The following is a 16,738-nucleotide window of genomic DNA, read 5'->3' as shown; positions in this document are numbered from 1 at the left end:
TATTTATTACAATTAAACCAAAAATAAACATGAGACAGGAGAGAGATATGAAATGGTCTATGGCAAAATTGCTTGCTTTTTTTCTCTTATTCAGCACCCTTTCCGGGTGCGGTTACAACAGTATCCAGCAGAATGAAGAGGCGGTGAACCGCTCATGGGGTGATCTTGAGTCGCAGTTGCAGCGGAGAGCCGATCTGGTGCCGAATCTTGTTGCCACGGTCAAAGGGGCGGCCAATTTTGAGAAGGAGACCCTTACTGCGGTTATTGAAGCCAGAGCGAAAGCGACCTCCATTCAGCTTACGCCAGCGATGCTGAGTGACCCGGCGGCCATGGCAAAGTTCCAGAGTGCCCAGGGAAACCTCTCGTCATCCCTTTCACGCCTGCTGATTGCGGTAGAGCGCTATCCGGAGCTCAAGGCCAACCAGAATTTCCGGGATCTCCAGATTCAGCTTGAAGGCACTGAAAACCGTATCAGTGTGGCCCGTCAGCGCTACAACGGCGCCGTAGAGGTTTTCAACTTCTCAATCAGGAAGTTCCCGAACTCTCTTACCAACGGCATTCTTCTGAAGTTGCAGGCCAAATCATATTTCAAGGCTGATGAAGCAGCAAAAGCGGTACCGGCGGTGAAATTCTGATACTGAAAAGCGACATGAATCGATTGATGAGTTCGAAGGTCAGGGCAGCTCTCTTTTTGCTGGCGGCACTGCTCCAGCTGTTGCCGCTCAGCACCCTCAGTGCTATCGGAGTACCGGCACTTTCAGGGCGGGTTAATGATTATGCCGCCATGATATCGCCTTCCGTCAAAGCCGAACTGGAGGCAAAGCTTCAGCAGTTTGAAGCGGCGGAATCTACTCAGATTGCTGTTCTTACCGTTCCTTCGCTTGAAGGAGAGCCTATCGAGAACTTTTCAATAAAGGTGGCCGAAGCATGGAAAATCGGCCATAAAGGCAGTGATAACGGAGTTCTGCTCATTGTTTCGCGGGATGATCACAAGGTTCGCATTGAGGTTGGTTTCGGCCTTGAGGGGCGACTGACCGATCTTCTCTCCGGACGGATTATCAATGACGAGATAGTACCCTCTTTCAAGGCAGGCAAGTTTGATGACGGATTCAGTAAAGGCGTTGATGCCATCATTGCCGCGGTTCATGGTGAATATAAGGCGAAACCCCAGGCAAAAGGGAGCAACGGCAAGCCCTCCATTCCTCTTTTGTTCATTATCCTGCTGGTGATCTATTTTATCAGCCAGCTCACCCGCGGCCACCGGGGCGGCGGGCCGATGATCGGCGGTACGGGTGGTGGCTTCTACGGCGGAGGCGGCAGCTTTGGTGGAGGTGGCGGAGGTGGAGGCGGTTTTGGCGGGGGTGGTGCGTCAGGCGACTGGTAGCCTGCGCTACCGACATTTCGCCCCAACGGGGCTTGAACTTCAAACCGCTCACGACGATTTTTAGCGGTGCCCTGAACACATAAAGATTGGTGATATTATGAAAGATCCGGCGGAAAAATTCCTTACAGCCGCTGAACGGCAGCATATTGAGGCACGGGTCGCTGAGGCGGAAAAACGTACCTCGGGCGAGATCGTCGTCATGGTTGTTCCCTCCAGCTATCACTATCCACTTGCCTCTATGCTTGGCAGCCTCCTGACAGCGATGATTATCACCATTGCCGTGACCTTTCTCTATGAGCAATTTATCGGCAAGGAGAGTATGTGGTTCTTTCCTGCTCTCTTCAGTATGGTTTTCATTTTCGTTCACGAAGTGATCAGGCGGGTACCTCTGCTCAAACGTATTTTTGTTACCCGTTCCGACATGAGAGAGGAGGTTGAGGAGGCGGCTATTCAAACTTTTTATTACCGGGATCTCAACCAGACGGTTGACCATACCGGCATTCTCATCTACATCTCCCTCTTCGAGCACCACGTGCGTGTTATTGCCGACAAAGGCATCAATGACAGGGTGAACAAGGATGCCTGGCAGGAGATTGTTACGACCATTGTCGGCGGCATCCATGCCAAAACACAGGCCGCAGCAATTGCTACAGCGGTTGATCGTTGTGCAGATATCCTCTCTACCCATTTTCCGCTGCAAGCCGGTGACCGCAATGAGCTTTCCGATGAGGTTATTATTGGCGCAGGCAAATAGGGCACCGCGATTAATTTATTCCGCGAAATGATTACTTCGTTGGGCGGTGCCCGAAATCCTCAAGTACCACTTGTACATTCCGGTTTCTGCGCTCCGTCCGTCTCGTACACAATCCGCTCACTACAATTAATAGAGGCGCCCTGATGAAGCATTTGTTTACACCAAATACGATGAGCCAGTCAGGCGAGGTCTACCTGCTCAGGGAGCTGCTTGACAGGGAGGAGATTGCCTGCACCATCCGCAACGAACATCTCTCCATTGCTTCAGGGGAGCTTGCGCCCCAGGAGTGCCTCCCTGCACTCTGGATTATGCATGACGCGGACTATTCCAGAGCCGCTGAGCTGGTTGAAGGGTGGCGGAGTTCGCTGCATGAAACCCGCCCCCAATGGGTTTGCCCGGGTTGCGGCGAATCGATTGAAGGGCAGTTCTCTTCATGCTGGAAGTGCGGGCGGCAAAGCGACGAGTAAAAACTTGTTTTCATCCGCATCCTGTTCAGCTCTTTTGATCACTTCTTCAATGAAAATATTTCCCCGCTCTGTTTTGCAGGAAATCAGGATTCGTATATTGGCTTTACTTGCATGGTTTACCTTGTTTTACCATGAACAGTTTCTCCTGTATCACGGGAAAAAACGTATTTTTCTCTTTAAGGATGTTTTTTTACGCTCAGCGGCAATGCCGCTCAACAACTTTAGTATAGGGTAGTTATGAAAAAAACCGCATTGTACGCCTGGCACGAGAAGGCCGGAGCAAAAATTATCGATTTCGGCGGCTATCTGATGCCGGTTCAGTATGCGGGCATTATTGCCGAGCATAGGGCAGTGCGGAGCGCTGCGGGGCTTTTTGATGTCTCCCACATGGGCAACTTTTATGTCAGGGGCAAAAGAGCACTGGAGTTCCTTCAGTCCGTGACGACCAATGATATCTCCAAGGCCAAGGACGGTCAGGCTCAGTACAATCTCATGCTCTATCCGAGCGGTGGTATTGTTGACGATCTGATTATCTATCGTATTGACAGCGAAACCTTTTTTCTCATTGTCAACGCAAGCAATGCTCCGAAGGATTATGCCTGGCTGCAGGAGCATATCGGCGCTTTTGATGGAGTTGTGCTTGAAGATCATACCGATCGTCTCTCGCTGATTGCCCTGCAGGGGCCGCTGGCGCTGAATATTCTTTCGAGAGTATTTCCTTCGGCTGAAGTCAACTCGCTTGGATCATTCCACTTCTGCAGTGCGCTCTTCAATGGTTCGGAGGCTATCATTGCACGAACCGGCTATACCGGAGAGCAGGGTGTTGAGATCTGTCTTTCGAATGAACAGGCGCAACCGTTATGGGAAGCGCTCATGGAGGCGGGAAAAGAGGATGGTATTCAGCCAATCGGTCTGGGTGCGCGTGATACGCTTCGCCTTGAGATGGGTTATTCACTTTATGGCCATGAGATTGATCAGGATACCAATCCGCTTGAAGCCCGTCTGAAGTGGGTGGTCAAGATGGATAAGGGTCATTTTATCGGCAGGGAGGCCTGCCAGCAGGTTGAAAGTAACCTCCAGAGGGGTGTTGCCGGATTTTCGCTTGAAGGTCGGGTGCTTCCCCGCCAGCATTTCAAGGTCTATAACAGTGACCGCCAGGAGATCGGCTGGGTATGCAGCGGCACCCAGTCACCGACGCTGCAGGAGCCGGTAGGTACCTGCAATATTGTTCGCCAGTATATAAAACCGGGAACATCTATTTTTGTGGAAGTTCGTGGCGGTTTCCACAGCGGTGTGATCAGGAGTCTGCCGTTTGTTACAACCTCTCTGGGTTGACGGTACAAGTTATCAAGGAGTGAGTGCACAGTGAAAATGAAAAGAGAGAAAAAAGCAGCCAAAGGGAGTGCTCCGGACAGGACGATGCTCAAAAAGGAGATCATCGGCATTGCTTTTATGCTGGGCTCTCTCTATCTGATCTGTGCCATCCTGAGTTTTCATCCCGATGATGAAGCGAGCTTTGCGGCTCTTCGCTGGTATGATATATTCGGCAAAGCCGCCAGTGATGTTGCCGAGAGTATCCATAATCCTTTCGGCCTCCTTGGTGCGCGGCTTTCGGCGTTCTTTATCAACTCCTTTCTTGGTTATCCGGTTATTCTGCCCGTACTGTCCATGTTTTTCTGGGGATGGTCACTGCTTCGGGCAAAAAGTCTCAAACCAGCGCTCTTCTTTTTTCTTTACAGTGTGGTTATCTCCATTGTTGCGGCTTCCATGTTCGGACTCACGTCAGCACCATTCAGTGATGTCATGGCCGGAACAATCGGGCGTATGCTTGCCGCACTGCTTTCAACGGTCATAGGATTTACCGGCGCATGGGTTTTGCTCGGTGTGATTGCCGTAGTGCTCACCTTCTATATGGGCAAAAGTGTGTTTGCGGCACTCTCACGGATTGTTGTTACGGTCATGAGTGCGGCCAGCGTTCCGGCTGAAGCCATCAGGGTGTGGAATGAAGAGCGGCGGGAAAAAAGGGCCGAAAAGAGAAGAGTCAAAGAGGAAAAGGCCTTGCGGAAAAAGGAGGAGCAGATGCGATCTGTTCCGGCACCGGCACCGGTTATGCAACCGAAGGAAGAGCCTCGTCCGGCAGTTCCGCTCACTTATGATGAACCTGTTCTGCCTGCGGATGCAACTCCGGCTGCATCTACAACCCTGCAGCAGCTGATTTCCCAGGTTCCCGGTGAGCCTGAGATGATTATTCATCAAACCGTTCGGGAAAAAGAGGCCGATCTTGATGAGCGTCGCCTGAAAGTGCAGACGAAAGACCGTGAAGCTTACCGGTTTCCCTCGATTGACCTGCTGGAAAAGGTGCCCGAGGATAATGACCATATCGATGAGCATCACCTCGCCGAAAGCAAGCGGAAGCTGCTTGAGAAGCTTGCGATCTACAAGATTGAGGTCAAGAGAATATCGACAACTGTCGGGCCGCGAGTGACCCTTTTCGAACTGGAGCTTGCGCCGGATGTCAAGGTGAGCCGGGTTAAATCCCTTGAGAATGATCTTGCCATGGCTCTTTCCGCCCGCGGGATCAGGATCATTGCTCCTATTCCCGGTAAAAATGCGGTCGGTGTCGAGATTCCGAACGGAAAACCGAAAACGGTCTGGCTTCGCTCGGTGCTTCAGGTTGAAAAATTCAAGAACAGCAAGATGGTTCTGCCGATTGTACTCGGCAAAACCATTGCCAATGAGGTCTACATTGCCGATCTGGCGACCATGCCGCATCTGTTGATAGCCGGTGCAACCGGTGCCGGAAAGTCGGTCTGCATCAATGTTATCATATCGAGCCTGCTCTATGCATGCAGCCCTGACAAGGTCAAATTTGTGATGGTTGATCCGAAACGGGTTGAACTCTTTCAGTACCAGCATCTGAAGAACCATTTTCTCATGCGTTTTCCCGGTATTGAGGAGCAGATCATCACCGATCCACAGAAGGCGGTCTATGCTTTGCGGTGTGTGGTCAAGGAGATGGAGCTGCGTTATGAGACCCTTGAAAAGGCGGGTGTGCGCAATATCGGTGACCTTAACCGCCGTTTCCCTGAAGAGGCGCTGCCCTATATTGTTGTGGTCATTGATGAGCTTGCCGATCTCATGATTACGGCCGGACGTGAGGTTGAAGAGCCGATCATCAGGATTGCCCAGCTTGCCCGTGCTGTCGGCATTCACCTGATTGTTGCCACCCAGCGCCCTTCGGTCGATGTCATTACCGGCATTATCAAGGCTAACTTCCCTTCGCGAATTGCTTTTCAGGTGGCAAGCAGGGTTGATTCCCGCACCATTCTCGACAGCTCGGGGGCCGATCAGCTTCTTGGAAACGGTGATATGCTCTTTCAGCCATCCGACCAGCCAAAGGCGATGCGTATTCAGGGGCCCTATGTCTCCTCGGGAGAGGTGGAGGCAATTACCTCCTTTATCGGCTCCCAGCATGCGCTCAAGAATCTCTGTGTGCTTCCTGCACCCGATTCCCAGAAAGGCAACGGTTCCCAGTCATCCGGAAGTACGGAGAAGGATGGGAGGGACAGCATGTTTGAGGAGGCGGCACGTCTTGTGGTTATGCATCAGCAGGCCAGTGTTTCGCTTCTGCAGCGTCGTTTGAGGCTCGGGTTCAGTCGTGCGGGAAGAGTGATGGACCAGCTTGAGTTCAGCGGGATTGTCAGTGAAGCTGACGGGAGTAGAGCAAGGGAAGTCCTCATCAATAACGAGGACTCCCTGGAGCTACTCTTGAGAAATCTGGACGGGTAAGGGAATTTCAGACGGATTCTACGCGGACAATCTCGGGATTAGCCTTTTTGATTGCCTGCTCAACGCCTGCACGCAGGGTGAGTGTGCTCATCGGGCATGAACCGCATGCACCGAGCAGCTTCACATCAACAACCATATCCTTTGAAATTCCTACAAGCTGGCAGTCGCCACCGTCAACCTGAAGGTAGGGACGTACGGTTTCAAGTGCAGCTATGACCCGGTCGTAAATTGCATCACTGTTTGGAAGATAATCCTTGCTGGTGCTCATGATCTGAATGGTTTTGTAATGATTAATAGTGTTTCCGGCCTGAGATTCATAGCACTAATATTAAACCTCCGCCGCAAAAAAACAACAAGGCAGCGTTTTTAATTTCCGGAATAACCTTATTTCGCTGCGGCGCATTCGGCATTGGTTATTGAAACCCTGCGGGCTACCTCCATCGCTGCACGGTTGACCGCTATGGATGTTGCAGAGCCTGAATGGCCAAGAACATAGGGAGTTCCGTTGTCGCCGTCTTCGCGAACTTCACGGTCAATAGGGATTGAGCCGAGGAATTCAAGCCCGTGGGTTCTGGCGAAGTTCTCTCCTCCATGGTGACCGAAAATGTAGTCTTTGGTGCCATCAGGAAGTTCGTAGTAGCTCATGTTTTCAACCAGTCCGAGAATAGGTACATTCACCTTGCGGAACATGCTGACAGCCTTTGATACATCGGCAAGCGCTACGTCCTGTGGCGTTGTAACGATAACCGCTCCGGTCAGCGGAAGGGTCTGGACAAGGGTGATCTGAATATCACCGGTACCGGGAGGCATATCGAAAATCAGATAATCAAGTTCATTCCAGTCCACCTCATTGATGAACTGTTTGATGGCGCTTGACGCCATGGGGCCCCGCCAGACAACTGCGGTATCGGTGTCAACCAGAAATCCGATCGACATCAGTTTCACGCCATATTTCTCAAGGGGAACCAGATTCTTGTTCACCACTTCCGGTTTTGCATCAAGGAGTCCGAACATGGTCGGAATACTCGGCCCGTAGAGATCGGCATCAATCAGGCCGACTTTGGCTCCAGTTCCGGCAAGCGAGACCGCAAGGTTTACAGCAAAGGTTGATTTTCCGACTCCCCCTTTTCCGGATGCTACGGCAATGATGTTTTTAACATTTTTCAGCGGTTTTTCGCTGCAGCAGGTGTGTTCTCCTTCGTGATGGTGCTCTCCGTGCTGGTGGCCGTGATGGCCGCAGGAGGAGGTGACTTTCGAGCTCATGGTTACCTCAATGGCAGAAACTCCCGGTACCTGTGCGTTGACTGCCGCTATACAGGATTGCTTGATCTGCTCTTTGAGCGGGCATGCCGGTGTGGTAAGCGTTACCGTAAACGAGACCCTGTTTCCGCTATCAATCCGGACATCGGATATCATGTTGAGTGTAACGAGATCCCTGTTCAGGTCGGGGTCATTGACGGTACTGAGCGCTGCGATAATTTGCGCTTCTGTTATTATGGACATACGACTGTGGCGATTAATGGTTAAGAGCGGTGCTCGTAGAAACAGATGATCAGCTTTCAGAGGGTTACTGCGCCCTATTTCTGCATGAAGCGAAGCGAAATCGGTACCCCTTCAAGCGAGAAGGATTCACGCAGCTTTTTTTCAAGAAACTTTATGAAATTGGTCTGCACAAGTTCCGGATCATTGCAGAAAAATGCAAATATCGGCCAGTGGGATTCGATCTGGGTCATATATTTGATTTTCAGCTCCTTGCCGGTTCTGCTTGACGGGTGCTTTTGCTGTAGAGTCTCTTCAAGGAAACGGTTGAGGGCACTGGTGCTTATTTTCCGGGAGCGGCTTTCACTGATCTGCTGTGCGGTATCAATGGCGCGGTAGAGATTCTTTTTGGTCAGTGCAGAAATAAACAGCACCGGTATGTAGCCGAGGTTGCCCATGCTGGAGCGAAGATTATCCTCGTAGATCTTGCTTGTCTTTGAATCCTTTTCAATCAGGTCCCATTTATTGACGAGCAGGAGTGCTCCTTTTTTCTTCTCGACCGCCATATTGATGATTTTCAGATCCTGCTTTTCGATGCCGGGTGTGGCATCAAGCATGACGAGAGCAACATCGCACCGCTCAAGAGCCTTCTCTGTCCGCAGTGAGCTGTAATACTCAATACCCCGGTCTATTTTGGTTCGTTTTCTCAATCCTGCGGTATCAATCAGAACGAACTCCTGCTTTTTGCGGGTAAACCGGCTGTCAATGGCATCACGGGTTGTGCCTGCTATGCTTGATACGATATGGCGGTTTGAATTGAGCAGCGCATTGACAAAGCTTGATTTGCCTACATTCGGCCTTCCGACGATAGCAAGGCTTATGGCAGAGTCCTCTTCATCAGGAACATCTTCAAGTTCGGGGAATGTTTCAAGGATATCGTCGAGCATATCAGCAACCCCGCTGCCATCTTTTGCCGAGATGAAGTATGGCTTGGTGAATCCGGTACTGATAAAGGATTCAGCCTCGATAATGAGCTGGGGGGATTCGACCTTGTTGACTGCAAAGAAGAGCTGCTTGTTCTGGAAGTTGCGTTTCAGAAGCTTGCCGAGTTCGAGATCTTCGTAGGAGAGTCCGGCACGGGCATCGGTGACGAAAACAATAATATCGGCATCGCGAATGGCCATCAGGGTCTGCTCAAGCATCGCCTTGCTTATGAGGTCGCTCTCGGCGTTGTAGCCGCCGGTATCCATCAGGAGAAACTGTTTTCCCTGCCACTCTCCATCTGCGATGTGGCGGTCCCTTGTAACGCCGGGCGTACTGTCAACAATGGCGCTTCGCTGGCGCAGGATTCTGTTGAAAAGGGTCGATTTGCCGACATTGGGTCGGCCCACCAGTGCGATTAAAGGCTTCATAACAGCAGATGCAGTCTTGGTAAGAAAAGTTGGTCCGGGCTCCCCTGGAATTCCTTTTTAGATATAAGGTATAATTTGTAGAATTAAGTGAAATAATTTACATTGATGAACTTTATTTTTCGGAAAAGTCCAGTTAATCCTATTGTACAGCATGAGCAAGACGTTAAGTTTCAAAACATATTCGGCCAAGCCTGTTGAAGTCGAGCGGAAGTGGTATATCATTGATGCAGAAGGTCAGGTCCTTGGCAGAATGGCTTCTGAAATCGCAAAGGTCCTCCGGGGCAAGCATAAGGCGCAGTTTACTCCGCATATCGATACCGGTGATTTTATTGTTGTGACCAATGCTGCAAAAGTAGCCCTGACGGGTAAGAAAGAGGATCAGAAATCCTACTTTTCGCATTCGCACTATCCCGGTGGCGTCAAGATTGATCATGTCAAGGATGTTTTGAAGAAAAAGCCCGAGAAGGTTATCGAGCATGCCGTCTGGGGAATGCTGCCGCACAATAATCTCGGCCGCCAGCTTTTCAGGAAACTCAAGGTCTATGCAGGCCCCGAGCATCCGCACGCTGCGCAGGTACCTGTTGAAATGAAAATAAAATAAACCATAAAGAATAGGTAATGAAAGAGGTTATCGATACAGTAGGACGCCGTAAAACCTCCGTGGCAAGAGCATTTCTGAGCCCGGGTAAAGGTCGGATCATCATCAACAAACTGCCGGTTGAAGAGTATTTCAAGGATGAGTTCAAGCGTCAGCAGGCTCTCCGTCCGCTTGTGCTTACAGAAAAAACAGAGGATTTTGATATCAAGATCAACGTTCAGGGCGGCGGTGTAAGCGGCCAGTCCGGAGCGGTCAGTCTTGCCATTGCCCGCGCTCTTACCGAGTTTGATGAAACTGCCCGTGTTGTCCTAAAAACCGAGAAGCTTCTGACCAGAGATCCGCGTATGGTAGAACGGAAAAAATTCGGTCGCAAAAAAGCCCGCAAACGTTTCCAGTTCTCGAAACGTTAATCCCGGCTATCCGTACTTGCTTTTGTATTTCAGTAAACAACTTCACATATCGTGCTCATCCCGACGCAATCGGGATGAAGCTTACCGGAAGTGTCCGGCGCTCCGGCGCCGGATACCGGTCAGTAGATGCACGGTAGAGGAATAACTAAACCACAGGAAGAGAAGAGATGTCGCATTTCCAGCTTGAAGAGATGCTCCGCGCAGGAGTACACTTCGGTCACCTTGCACGCCGCTGGTGTCCGAAAATGAAGCCGTATATTTTCATGGAAAAGAACGGTGTTCACATTATTGATCTGCAGAAAACGGTTGTTCTTGCCGACGAAGCGCTGAAGGCTATTGAGGCTGTTGCGCAGACAGGCCGGGAGATCATGTTTGTCGGTACCAAAAAACAGGCCAAACAGATTATTGCCGCAGAAGCTGAACGCGCAGGAATGCCCTATGTTTGCGAACGCTGGCTTGGCGGTATGCTTACCAATTTCTCTACCATCCGCCAGAGTATCAGACGAATGAACTCCATTGACAGAATGGAGACTGACGGTACCTTCGATATGATTACCAAGAAAGAGCGTCTCATGCTTGGCCGTGAAAAGGAGAAGCTGATGAGAATTCTCGGTGGTATCGCTACCATGACACGCCTTCCGGCCGCACTCTTTATCGTTGATATCAAGAAAGAGCACATCGCCATCAAGGAGGCCCGTTCACTCGGTATCCCGATCATTGCCATGGTCGATACCAACTGTGATCCGGAGCAGGTTGATTTTGTCATTCCTGCCAACGATGATGCGATCCGTTCGATACAGCTTATGGTCAAGGCCGTTGCCGATACGATCCTCAAAGCAAGAGAGCTGAAGGTTGAGCAGGAGGTTCTTGCCGATCTTGATGAAGAGGAAGAGGACGGCGAAGAGGAAGAGATCAGCGAATAAGCCCAGTTTATAATATAAAAGAGTGATAGTTCAATGAGCCAGATTTCAGCAAAAGACGTAAAAAGTCTTCGTGATATTACCGGTGCAGGGATGATGGACTGCAAAAAAGCCCTTGATGAAACCGCAGGGGATATAGAGAAAGCTATCGATTATCTTCGCAAGAAGGGTGCTGCTCTTGCTGCCAAAAGGGCGGACAGGGAGGCCAACGAGGGAATGGTAACGGTTAAAATAGGTGATGACCGCAAGAGTGGTGTTATTCTTGAACTTAACTGCGAGACGGACTTTGTTGCCCGCGGTGAGGTTTTCACCTCTTTCGCTGCGGCGCTTGCCGACCTGGCCCTTTCGAGCGGAGCCGCTTCTCCCGAAGCTTTGCTTGCACTCACTCTTGGTGAAGCCTATGGCGGTGAAACAGTTGATGGAGCAATAAAGACCATGACCGGCAAGCTGGGTGAGAAGATTGCTCTCAAGCGTCTTGTTTCCTGCGATGGCCATGACGGTCTGGTTGAGGCATATATCCATCCCGGATCCCGGCTTGGAGCGATTATTCATGTTGCTACCGACAAGCCTGAACTGCTCGGGGAGCTGGCAAAAGATCTTGCCATGCAGGTTGCTGCAGCAGCTCCGATTGTTACCGACCGGTCGAAGGTTCCTGCTGATTATATTGCCAGAGAGTCGGAGATCTTTCGCCAGCAGGCACTCGGACAGGGCAAGAAGGAGGAGTTCGTTGACAAGATTGTTACCGGAAGGCTTGAAAAGTATTATCAGGAGGTAGTGCTGACCGAGCAATCCTTTATCAAGGACAACAACACCAAGGTGGCTGATGTGCTCAGCGAGTTCAGGAAGAAGCATCAGGCGAAGGTCGATGTTATCGAATTTGTTCGCTGTCAGATAGGAGAATAAAAAAAGAAGCCTCGTTGTTCGAGGCTTTTTTTTTGCCCGGTTTTTATCTTTCATTTGATTTATTAACCCTTTGTTCAGAAGGAGAGGGACATGCTGCAATACAAGCGCATCTTGCTCAAATTAAGTGGTGAAGCTCTTGCAGGGGCAGACGGTTACGGTCTCAATGCCGAGATGCTTGAACGTTATGCCGAGGAGATCAGGGAGGCAAGGGATATGGGAGCAGAAATTGCCCTGGTCATAGGGGGCGGAAACATCTTTCGCGGCGTTTCAGAGGCCGCGGCAAAGATGGACCGTGTACAGGCGGACTATATGGGTATGCTCGCCACAGTGATAAACTCTCTCGCCTTTCAGGATGTACTTGAGCGCAAAGGTGTCTTTACCCGGCTGCAGACAGCAATAAAGATGGAGCAGATGGCTGAACCCTTTATCCGGCGCAGGGCGGTGAGGCATCTTGAAAAGGGAAGGGTGGTTATTTTCGGTGCCGGAACAGGAAATCCATACTTTACAACCGATACGGCAGCTTCACTTCGTGCGATTGAAATAGAGGCCGATGTTATCGTCAAAGGCACACGGGTTGACGGTATCTACGATTCGGATCCCGAGAAAAATCCGCATGCGGAGTTCTTTTCAAGTATCTCCTATCTTGATGTGATCCGTAAAAACCTCAAGGTTATGGATATGACCGCCATTACGCTCTGTAGTGAAAATGTGCTGCCCATTGTGGTGCTGAACATGAATGTGAAAGGAAATTTCACCCGCCTGCTTCAGGGTGAAAAAGTGGGCTCACTGGTTCATGGTGATTCCTGCTGATAGAGCTCCTGATCGTCCGGGCCGGCTCCGCCGGCCTCAAGCACAGACTTGACTACCGGTTGTATATCCTGCCATTCAAATCCTCTGTTGTGCAGGAACTGCTCAAGCCGCTTCTTTTTGTCGGCTCCGGAGCGTGCATGCAGGGATCTGAATTTTTTCTCCGCCGCTTTCAGGCAGAGATCCCTTGAGTCCATCGCACTCACGAGGGTAGTGATAATGGTATCAGAAACCCCTTTTTTTCTCAGTTCGCTTCTCATTCTCAGTTTTCCCGCAGGTTTCCTCCTTGACCGGCTCTGGATAAACTCTGCACCGAACACCCGGTCATCAATCAGGCCCTGAAGGGTCAGCTTCTCCATTACCGCTTCGATACAGCTTACGTCATACCCTTTTTTCCGGAGTTTGCGCTCAAGCTCATCGCGGCTATGACTGCGCAGTCCAAGCAGTTTCACGGCGAAGAGCATCGCCCCCTCTTTGTCTCTATCCGCCATATGGTTTCTCTTTCTGAATTGATCTGTTGAGAGAGCCTGTTCAAGCCAGAGCTTTTGCTCCCCTTCCCTTCAATGTACGATGAAGCGTGATTCCTGTAAAGCACCATTTTAACTCGTAAAACGCTGCTCGTTTTCAGCTTGACCGTTACACCGGAAAGGGTGCTATCAGGCACCTCTTCATGATACGGCGTGAGCGGTCATCTGCTGCAGAGTGTTTTGACCCATACTGAGAGGCGGGCGCAAGAGTTCCGGCTTTTTCTCTCTCTTCAATTTTGCTATATTCAATGCTTTAAGTTTCATGCAGATCGTTACCTGTGCGATCGCTCTTCAACTATCGTCAAGTGTAAAAGAGAGATGCCTCGCTATACCCCTGAACAGCTTGCCAAACGAAACGCTTCAATCTGGACCGATATACAGATCATTCTTGCGCCGATTCAGTTTCTCTTTTTTATTGCGGGTCTTGCTACTACCGCGCTCTATGCCAACGGTCTGTTTGTTACCGGTTTTTACTGGGTCAGCATAGCCATTCTTTTCAAGACACTCTTTTTTGCGCTCCTGTTCATTACCGGGATGTTTTTTGAAAAGGAGGTTTTCGATCAATGGGTCTACTCCAAGGAGTTTCTCTGGGAAGATATCGGCAGTACTGTGGCTGCTTTTTTTCATCTCCTTTACTTTTTTCTGGCCTGGCTTGGTTATTCCCAGGAAGTCCTTATCTGGGACGCTTTTCTGGCCTATTTCACCTATGTGATCAATGCATTGCAGTACCTTGTCAGGATTATTCTTGAAAAACTCAATGAGCGCAAACTCCGGATTGACGGCCAGATCTGACGCTTTGTGCACTTTCTATGTACCAAGATGCCCGATATGTTATGAACTACAGTTTTAAAAGACTCTGGAATACCACCTTTCTCTTTGTCGGACCTGCATGGTATGTGCTTGTCTGGATGATCTGGTCGTCGGGTCAGCTGCAGAACATCGGAGACAAAATCACCTTTCTCAGTGTGGTTATTCCGGGTTTTCTGCTCATTTACGGAGCCGGTTTTTTTATTGAAGAGTGGCATAACAAGAAACAGGCAAAGCGCTCCTGAAGAGGGAGTCCTGTTCCCTCCTGTCGTAATTTATCAACAATACACATCGGCGCCTGACGGTGTGAGAAGTATGAATATCCTATGCAGAACCTCTGGAATGATGCTGATCTTCAACGCTCTCTCAGAGAGTATGAAGGAGTTTCCGAGATGCCCAATGAACTGGCCGGGCTGGTCTATGCATCCCGCCTGCTTGGCAGTGAAAGTTCGCTGGTGATTCATGGCGGCGGGAACACCTCTGTCAAATGTGAACTGGTTGATATGGTCGGCAACAGGGCGGAAGTGCTCCTGATCAAAGCCAGCGGAGTTGATCTCAGCCAGGTTACCCCCCATGATTATACTCCGGTCAAACTGCGTCCCCTCCGTAAACTCGGTCAGCTTTTTAACCAAAATGACCGGATAAGCGAGGAGGAGCTGCAGCGTTTTTCAACCAAGGAGTTCAAGCACCTTCTGCTTCTGAACCTTTTCAGTCTTACCGACCATATGGCACAGCATCGGCTGACTCCTTCCATAGAGACGCTGCTGCATGCATTTCTTCCGCACCGGTACATTTTACACACCCACTCCTTTGCCCTGCTTACGCTCAGCAATCAGCCGAATGGTGAAGCGCTCTGCAGTGACGTGCTTGGTGCGAGTTTCGGCTCGGTTGACTATATCAAGCCGGGGATGGGACTTGCCCGTGCTGCGGCAGTTGTTTATGAGGCAAATCCGGAGATCGAGGGGCTGGTTCTGCAGAAACATGGTCTGGTTACCTTCGGCACTACCGCCAAAGAGGCATACACCCGCATGATTGATGCCGTCAGCAGACTTGAACAACGGATTGCAGCAACAGGCAGAAAAGCCTTTCCGAAGGTAACCCTTCCGTCAGCAGTTGCTTCAGTAGAAGATGCTGCTCCGATCATTCGTGGCGCCTGCGTTGAGGAGAAGTCACCGGGAACCAGGGAGTTCCATCAGTTTATTCTTGATTTCCGCACCTCGCCGGAAATTCTTGACTATGTCAACTGCCGGGATCTTATCGGGATGAGTCAGAAGGGGGCAATGACCCCTGACTTTATTGTCCGCACCAAGAACAAGCCACTTGTGGTTCCGGCGCCTGATGCTGCCGACCTTGCGGGGTTCAAGGCGGCCGTAGTGGATGCTGTAGAGCACTATCGTGAAGCCTATACCGCATATTTTGAAGCAGAGAAACATGCTTCAGGCATGAAGGTCAGCATGCTTGATCCGCTTCCGGGAGTGGTGCTTGTTCCCGGCCTCGGACTTTTCGGCCTTGGTAAAACCGCCCGCTCTGCAGCAGTCAACGCCGATATTGCAACAAGTACCGCCGCAGCCATACTTGACGCGGAATCAATCGGAACATTTGAATCCATCAGTGACCGGGAGGCGTTCGAGATTGAGTACTGGGATATGGAGCAGGAGAAGGTGAACAAGGTTCATCATGATGTTTTTGCGGGAAAAGTCGTGATGGTAACCGGTGCCGCCAGTGGTATCGGCCTTGCAACGGCCAAAGCCTTCCGGCAGAGAGGCGCCGAGCTGGTGCTGCTTGATCTTACTCTTGAATCGCTTGAACGGGCTGCTGAGTCTATCGGCGGCAATGTACTCGTCAAGACCTGTGATGTCACCTCACGCAAAGAGATCCGCTCGGCTTTCGATGCGGCGTGCCGCCGGTTTGGCGGGATTGATATTATTGTTTCCAATGTCGGGGCTGCGCTTCAGGGGCGCATCGGTGAAGTGGCTGATGAGGTACTTCGCAAAAGCTTTGAACTCAACTTTTTTTCCCACCAGTCCATCGCCCAGGAGGCCGTACGGGTGATGAAGCTTCAGGGTACCGGCGGTGTTCTGCTTTTCAACGTATCAAAACAGGCGGTCAATCCCGGTCCCGATTTCGGCCCCTACGGACTGCCGAAGGCGGCAACGATGTTTCTTGTGCGTCAATATGCCCTGGATCACGGTCGTGACGGCATCCGTTCAAACGGCATCAATGCCGACAGAATTCGCAGCGGTCTGCTTACCGAAGAGATGATCAAGGCCCGCTCAACTGCCCGCGGTCTGAGTGAGAAGGAGTATATGGCAGGAAACCTCCTGCAGCTTGAGGTTACCGCTGAGGATGTTGCAGAGGCATTTGTGCATCTGGCTCTGGAAACCAGAACGACAGGCTCAATCACAACAGTCGATGGCGGCAATATTGCAGCGGCCCTTCGCTGAAAGAGAGAACAGGTTCACTATAAACAACTACAACTGA

Annotated in this window: 18 protein-coding genes; 14 read left to right on the top strand and 4 right to left on the bottom strand. The window is 50.7% G+C overall.

All coding sequences use genetic code 11. The annotated features are described in order from the left end of the window. Nucleotides 1-47: 47 nt before the first annotated feature. The 6 genes from CFERDRAFT_RS01045 to CFERDRAFT_RS01015 all read left to right on the top strand — a co-directional run bounded on the left by CFERDRAFT_RS01045 (nt 48) and on the right by CFERDRAFT_RS01015 (nt 6,394). Nucleotides 48-635 (top strand): LemA family protein, encoded by a 588-nt coding sequence (locus CFERDRAFT_RS01045; protein WP_006365322.1) that lies wholly within the window; start codon nt 48-50, stop codon nt 633-635. 14 nt (nt 636-649) lie between these two features. Further along, nucleotides 650-1,384 carry a TPM domain-containing protein gene (locus CFERDRAFT_RS01040; protein ID WP_006365321.1) on the top strand — a complete coding sequence of 245 codons (735 nt, stop codon included), beginning with the start codon at nt 650-652 and terminating at the stop codon, nt 1,382-1,384. Between the two features lie 97 nt (nt 1,385-1,481). Beyond that, nucleotides 1,482-2,138, top strand: a complete 657-nt coding sequence (locus CFERDRAFT_RS01035; protein WP_006365320.1) for a TPM domain-containing protein — start codon at nt 1,482-1,484, stop codon at nt 2,136-2,138. Between the two features lie 143 nt (nt 2,139-2,281). After that, a complete protein-coding gene (locus tag CFERDRAFT_RS01030; protein WP_006365319.1) occupies nt 2,282-2,605 on the top strand; it encodes a putative signal transducing protein in 324 nt (107 codons plus the stop codon). A 237-nt stretch (nt 2,606-2,842) separates the two neighbouring features. After that, the gene (gene gcvT, locus CFERDRAFT_RS01020) at nt 2,843-3,940 is read left to right on the top strand and encodes a glycine cleavage system aminomethyltransferase GcvT (RefSeq protein ID WP_006365318.1); all 1,098 of its coding nucleotides are present in this window, start codon (nt 2,843-2,845) and stop codon (nt 3,938-3,940) included. A gap of 36 nt (nt 3,941-3,976) precedes the next feature. Beyond that, nucleotides 3,977-6,394: a DNA translocase FtsK gene (locus CFERDRAFT_RS01015; protein WP_006365317.1), complete on the top strand. Its 2,418-nt coding sequence runs from the start codon at nt 3,977-3,979 to the stop codon at nt 6,392-6,394. A 7-nt stretch (nt 6,395-6,401) separates the two neighbouring features. Here the strand turns inward: CFERDRAFT_RS01015 and CFERDRAFT_RS01010 are convergent, their stop codons facing one another. The 3 genes from CFERDRAFT_RS01010 to der form a co-directional block, all read right to left on the bottom strand. Further along, nucleotides 6,402-6,662: a NifU family protein gene (locus tag CFERDRAFT_RS01010; protein ID WP_006365316.1), complete on the bottom strand. Its 261-nt coding sequence runs from the start codon at nt 6,660-6,662 to the stop codon at nt 6,402-6,404. A 116-nt stretch (nt 6,663-6,778) separates the two neighbouring features. Next, a complete protein-coding gene (locus CFERDRAFT_RS01005; protein ID WP_006365314.1) occupies nt 6,779-7,897 on the bottom strand; it encodes an Mrp/NBP35 family ATP-binding protein in 1,119 nt (372 codons plus the stop codon). Between the two features lie 74 nt (nt 7,898-7,971). Continuing rightward, nucleotides 7,972-9,285, bottom strand: coding sequence for a ribosome biogenesis GTPase Der (gene der / locus CFERDRAFT_RS01000; RefSeq protein ID WP_006365312.1), 1,314 nt, complete (start codon nt 9,283-9,285; stop codon nt 7,972-7,974). A gap of 151 nt (nt 9,286-9,436) precedes the next feature. Here der and rplM point away from each other — a divergent pair, with 151 nt between their 5' ends. From rplM to pyrH, 5 genes are all read left to right on the top strand, one after another. Beyond that, on the top strand, nt 9,437-9,886 hold the full coding sequence (gene rplM, locus CFERDRAFT_RS00995) for a 50S ribosomal protein L13 (protein ID WP_006365311.1): 450 nt from the start codon (nt 9,437-9,439) through the stop codon (nt 9,884-9,886). 17 nt (nt 9,887-9,903) lie between these two features. After that, nucleotides 9,904-10,293 (top strand): 30S ribosomal protein S9, encoded by a 390-nt coding sequence (gene rpsI, locus CFERDRAFT_RS00990; protein ID WP_006365310.1) that lies wholly within the window; start codon nt 9,904-9,906, stop codon nt 10,291-10,293. A 167-nt stretch (nt 10,294-10,460) separates the two neighbouring features. Continuing rightward, nucleotides 10,461-11,216, top strand: a complete 756-nt coding sequence (rpsB, locus tag CFERDRAFT_RS00985; protein WP_006365309.1) for a 30S ribosomal protein S2 — start codon at nt 10,461-10,463, stop codon at nt 11,214-11,216. 33 nt (nt 11,217-11,249) lie between these two features. Next, nucleotides 11,250-12,116 carry a translation elongation factor Ts gene (gene tsf, locus CFERDRAFT_RS00980; protein ID WP_006365308.1) on the top strand — a complete coding sequence of 289 codons (867 nt, stop codon included), beginning with the start codon at nt 11,250-11,252 and terminating at the stop codon, nt 12,114-12,116. Between the two features lie 90 nt (nt 12,117-12,206). After that, nucleotides 12,207-12,926, top strand: coding sequence for a UMP kinase (pyrH, locus tag CFERDRAFT_RS00975; RefSeq protein ID WP_006365306.1), 720 nt, complete (start codon nt 12,207-12,209; stop codon nt 12,924-12,926). Here the strand turns inward: pyrH and recX are convergent. Beyond that, the gene (recX, locus tag CFERDRAFT_RS00970) at nt 12,908-13,414 is read right to left on the bottom strand and encodes a recombination regulator RecX (RefSeq protein ID WP_006365307.1); all 507 of its coding nucleotides are present in this window, start codon (nt 13,412-13,414) and stop codon (nt 12,908-12,910) included. The genes pyrH and recX overlap by 19 nt on opposite strands. Before the next feature lie 354 nt (nt 13,415-13,768). Between recX and bchF the strand changes: the two genes are divergently transcribed. From bchF to CFERDRAFT_RS00955, 3 genes are all read left to right on the top strand, one after another. Further along, complete coding sequence (bchF, locus tag CFERDRAFT_RS00965) at nt 13,769-14,242, top strand: 2-vinyl bacteriochlorophyllide hydratase (protein WP_006365305.1); 474 nt, start codon at nt 13,769-13,771, stop codon at nt 14,240-14,242. A 41-nt stretch (nt 14,243-14,283) separates the two neighbouring features. Then, nucleotides 14,284-14,502 (top strand): hypothetical protein, encoded by a 219-nt coding sequence (locus CFERDRAFT_RS00960; RefSeq protein ID WP_040432820.1) that lies wholly within the window; start codon nt 14,284-14,286, stop codon nt 14,500-14,502. Nucleotides 14,503-14,583: 81 nt separating this feature from the next. Beyond that, on the top strand, nt 14,584-16,701 hold the full coding sequence (locus tag CFERDRAFT_RS00955) for a bifunctional aldolase/short-chain dehydrogenase (RefSeq protein ID WP_006365303.1): 2,118 nt from the start codon (nt 14,584-14,586) through the stop codon (nt 16,699-16,701). The last annotated feature ends 37 nt before the right edge of the window (nt 16,702-16,738 follow it).

The sequence above is a fragment of the Chlorobium ferrooxidans DSM 13031 genome, from assembly GCF_000168715.1.
Lineage (GTDB): Bacteria > Bacteroidota > Chlorobiia > Chlorobiales > Chlorobiaceae > Chlorobium > Chlorobium ferrooxidans.
This window is presented reverse-complemented; position numbering and strand designations above follow the sequence as displayed.

What these genes read in the sequence shown, in the direction of transcription:
- CFERDRAFT_RS01045 (WP_006365322.1), top strand. Translation starts at nt 48, where the DNA reads ATGAAATGGTCTATGGCAAAATTGCTTGCTTTTTTTCTCTTATTCAGC.
- CFERDRAFT_RS01040 (WP_006365321.1), top strand. Translation starts at nt 650, where the DNA reads ATGAATCGATTGATGAGTTCGAAGGTCAGGGCAGCTCTCTTTTTGCTG.
- CFERDRAFT_RS01035 (WP_006365320.1), top strand. Translation starts at nt 1,482, where the DNA reads ATGAAAGATCCGGCGGAAAAATTCCTTACAGCCGCTGAACGGCAGCAT.
- CFERDRAFT_RS01030 (WP_006365319.1), top strand. Translation starts at nt 2,282, where the DNA reads ATGAAGCATTTGTTTACACCAAATACGATGAGCCAGTCAGGCGAGGTC.
- gcvT (WP_006365318.1), top strand. Translation starts at nt 2,843, where the DNA reads ATGAAAAAAACCGCATTGTACGCCTGGCACGAGAAGGCCGGAGCAAAA.
- CFERDRAFT_RS01015 (WP_006365317.1), top strand. Translation starts at nt 3,977, where the DNA reads ATGAAAAGAGAGAAAAAAGCAGCCAAAGGGAGTGCTCCGGACAGGACG.
- CFERDRAFT_RS01010 (WP_006365316.1), bottom strand. Translation starts at nt 6,662, where the DNA reads ATGAGCACCAGCAAGGATTATCTTCCAAACAGTGATGCAATTTACGAC.
- CFERDRAFT_RS01005 (WP_006365314.1), bottom strand. Translation starts at nt 7,897, where the DNA reads ATGTCCATAATAACAGAAGCGCAAATTATCGCAGCGCTCAGTACCGTC.
- der (WP_006365312.1), bottom strand. Translation starts at nt 9,285, where the DNA reads ATGAAGCCTTTAATCGCACTGGTGGGCCGACCCAATGTCGGCAAATCG.
- rplM (WP_006365311.1), top strand. Translation starts at nt 9,437, where the DNA reads ATGAGCAAGACGTTAAGTTTCAAAACATATTCGGCCAAGCCTGTTGAA.
- rpsI (WP_006365310.1), top strand. Translation starts at nt 9,904, where the DNA reads ATGAAAGAGGTTATCGATACAGTAGGACGCCGTAAAACCTCCGTGGCA.
- rpsB (WP_006365309.1), top strand. Translation starts at nt 10,461, where the DNA reads ATGTCGCATTTCCAGCTTGAAGAGATGCTCCGCGCAGGAGTACACTTC.
- tsf (WP_006365308.1), top strand. Translation starts at nt 11,250, where the DNA reads ATGAGCCAGATTTCAGCAAAAGACGTAAAAAGTCTTCGTGATATTACC.
- pyrH (WP_006365306.1), top strand. Translation starts at nt 12,207, where the DNA reads ATGCTGCAATACAAGCGCATCTTGCTCAAATTAAGTGGTGAAGCTCTT.
- recX (WP_006365307.1), bottom strand. Translation starts at nt 13,414, where the DNA reads ATGGCGGATAGAGACAAAGAGGGGGCGATGCTCTTCGCCGTGAAACTG.
- bchF (WP_006365305.1), top strand. Translation starts at nt 13,769, where the DNA reads ATGCCTCGCTATACCCCTGAACAGCTTGCCAAACGAAACGCTTCAATC.
- CFERDRAFT_RS00960 (WP_040432820.1), top strand. Translation starts at nt 14,284, where the DNA reads ATGAACTACAGTTTTAAAAGACTCTGGAATACCACCTTTCTCTTTGTC.
- CFERDRAFT_RS00955 (WP_006365303.1), top strand. Translation starts at nt 14,584, where the DNA reads ATGCAGAACCTCTGGAATGATGCTGATCTTCAACGCTCTCTCAGAGAG.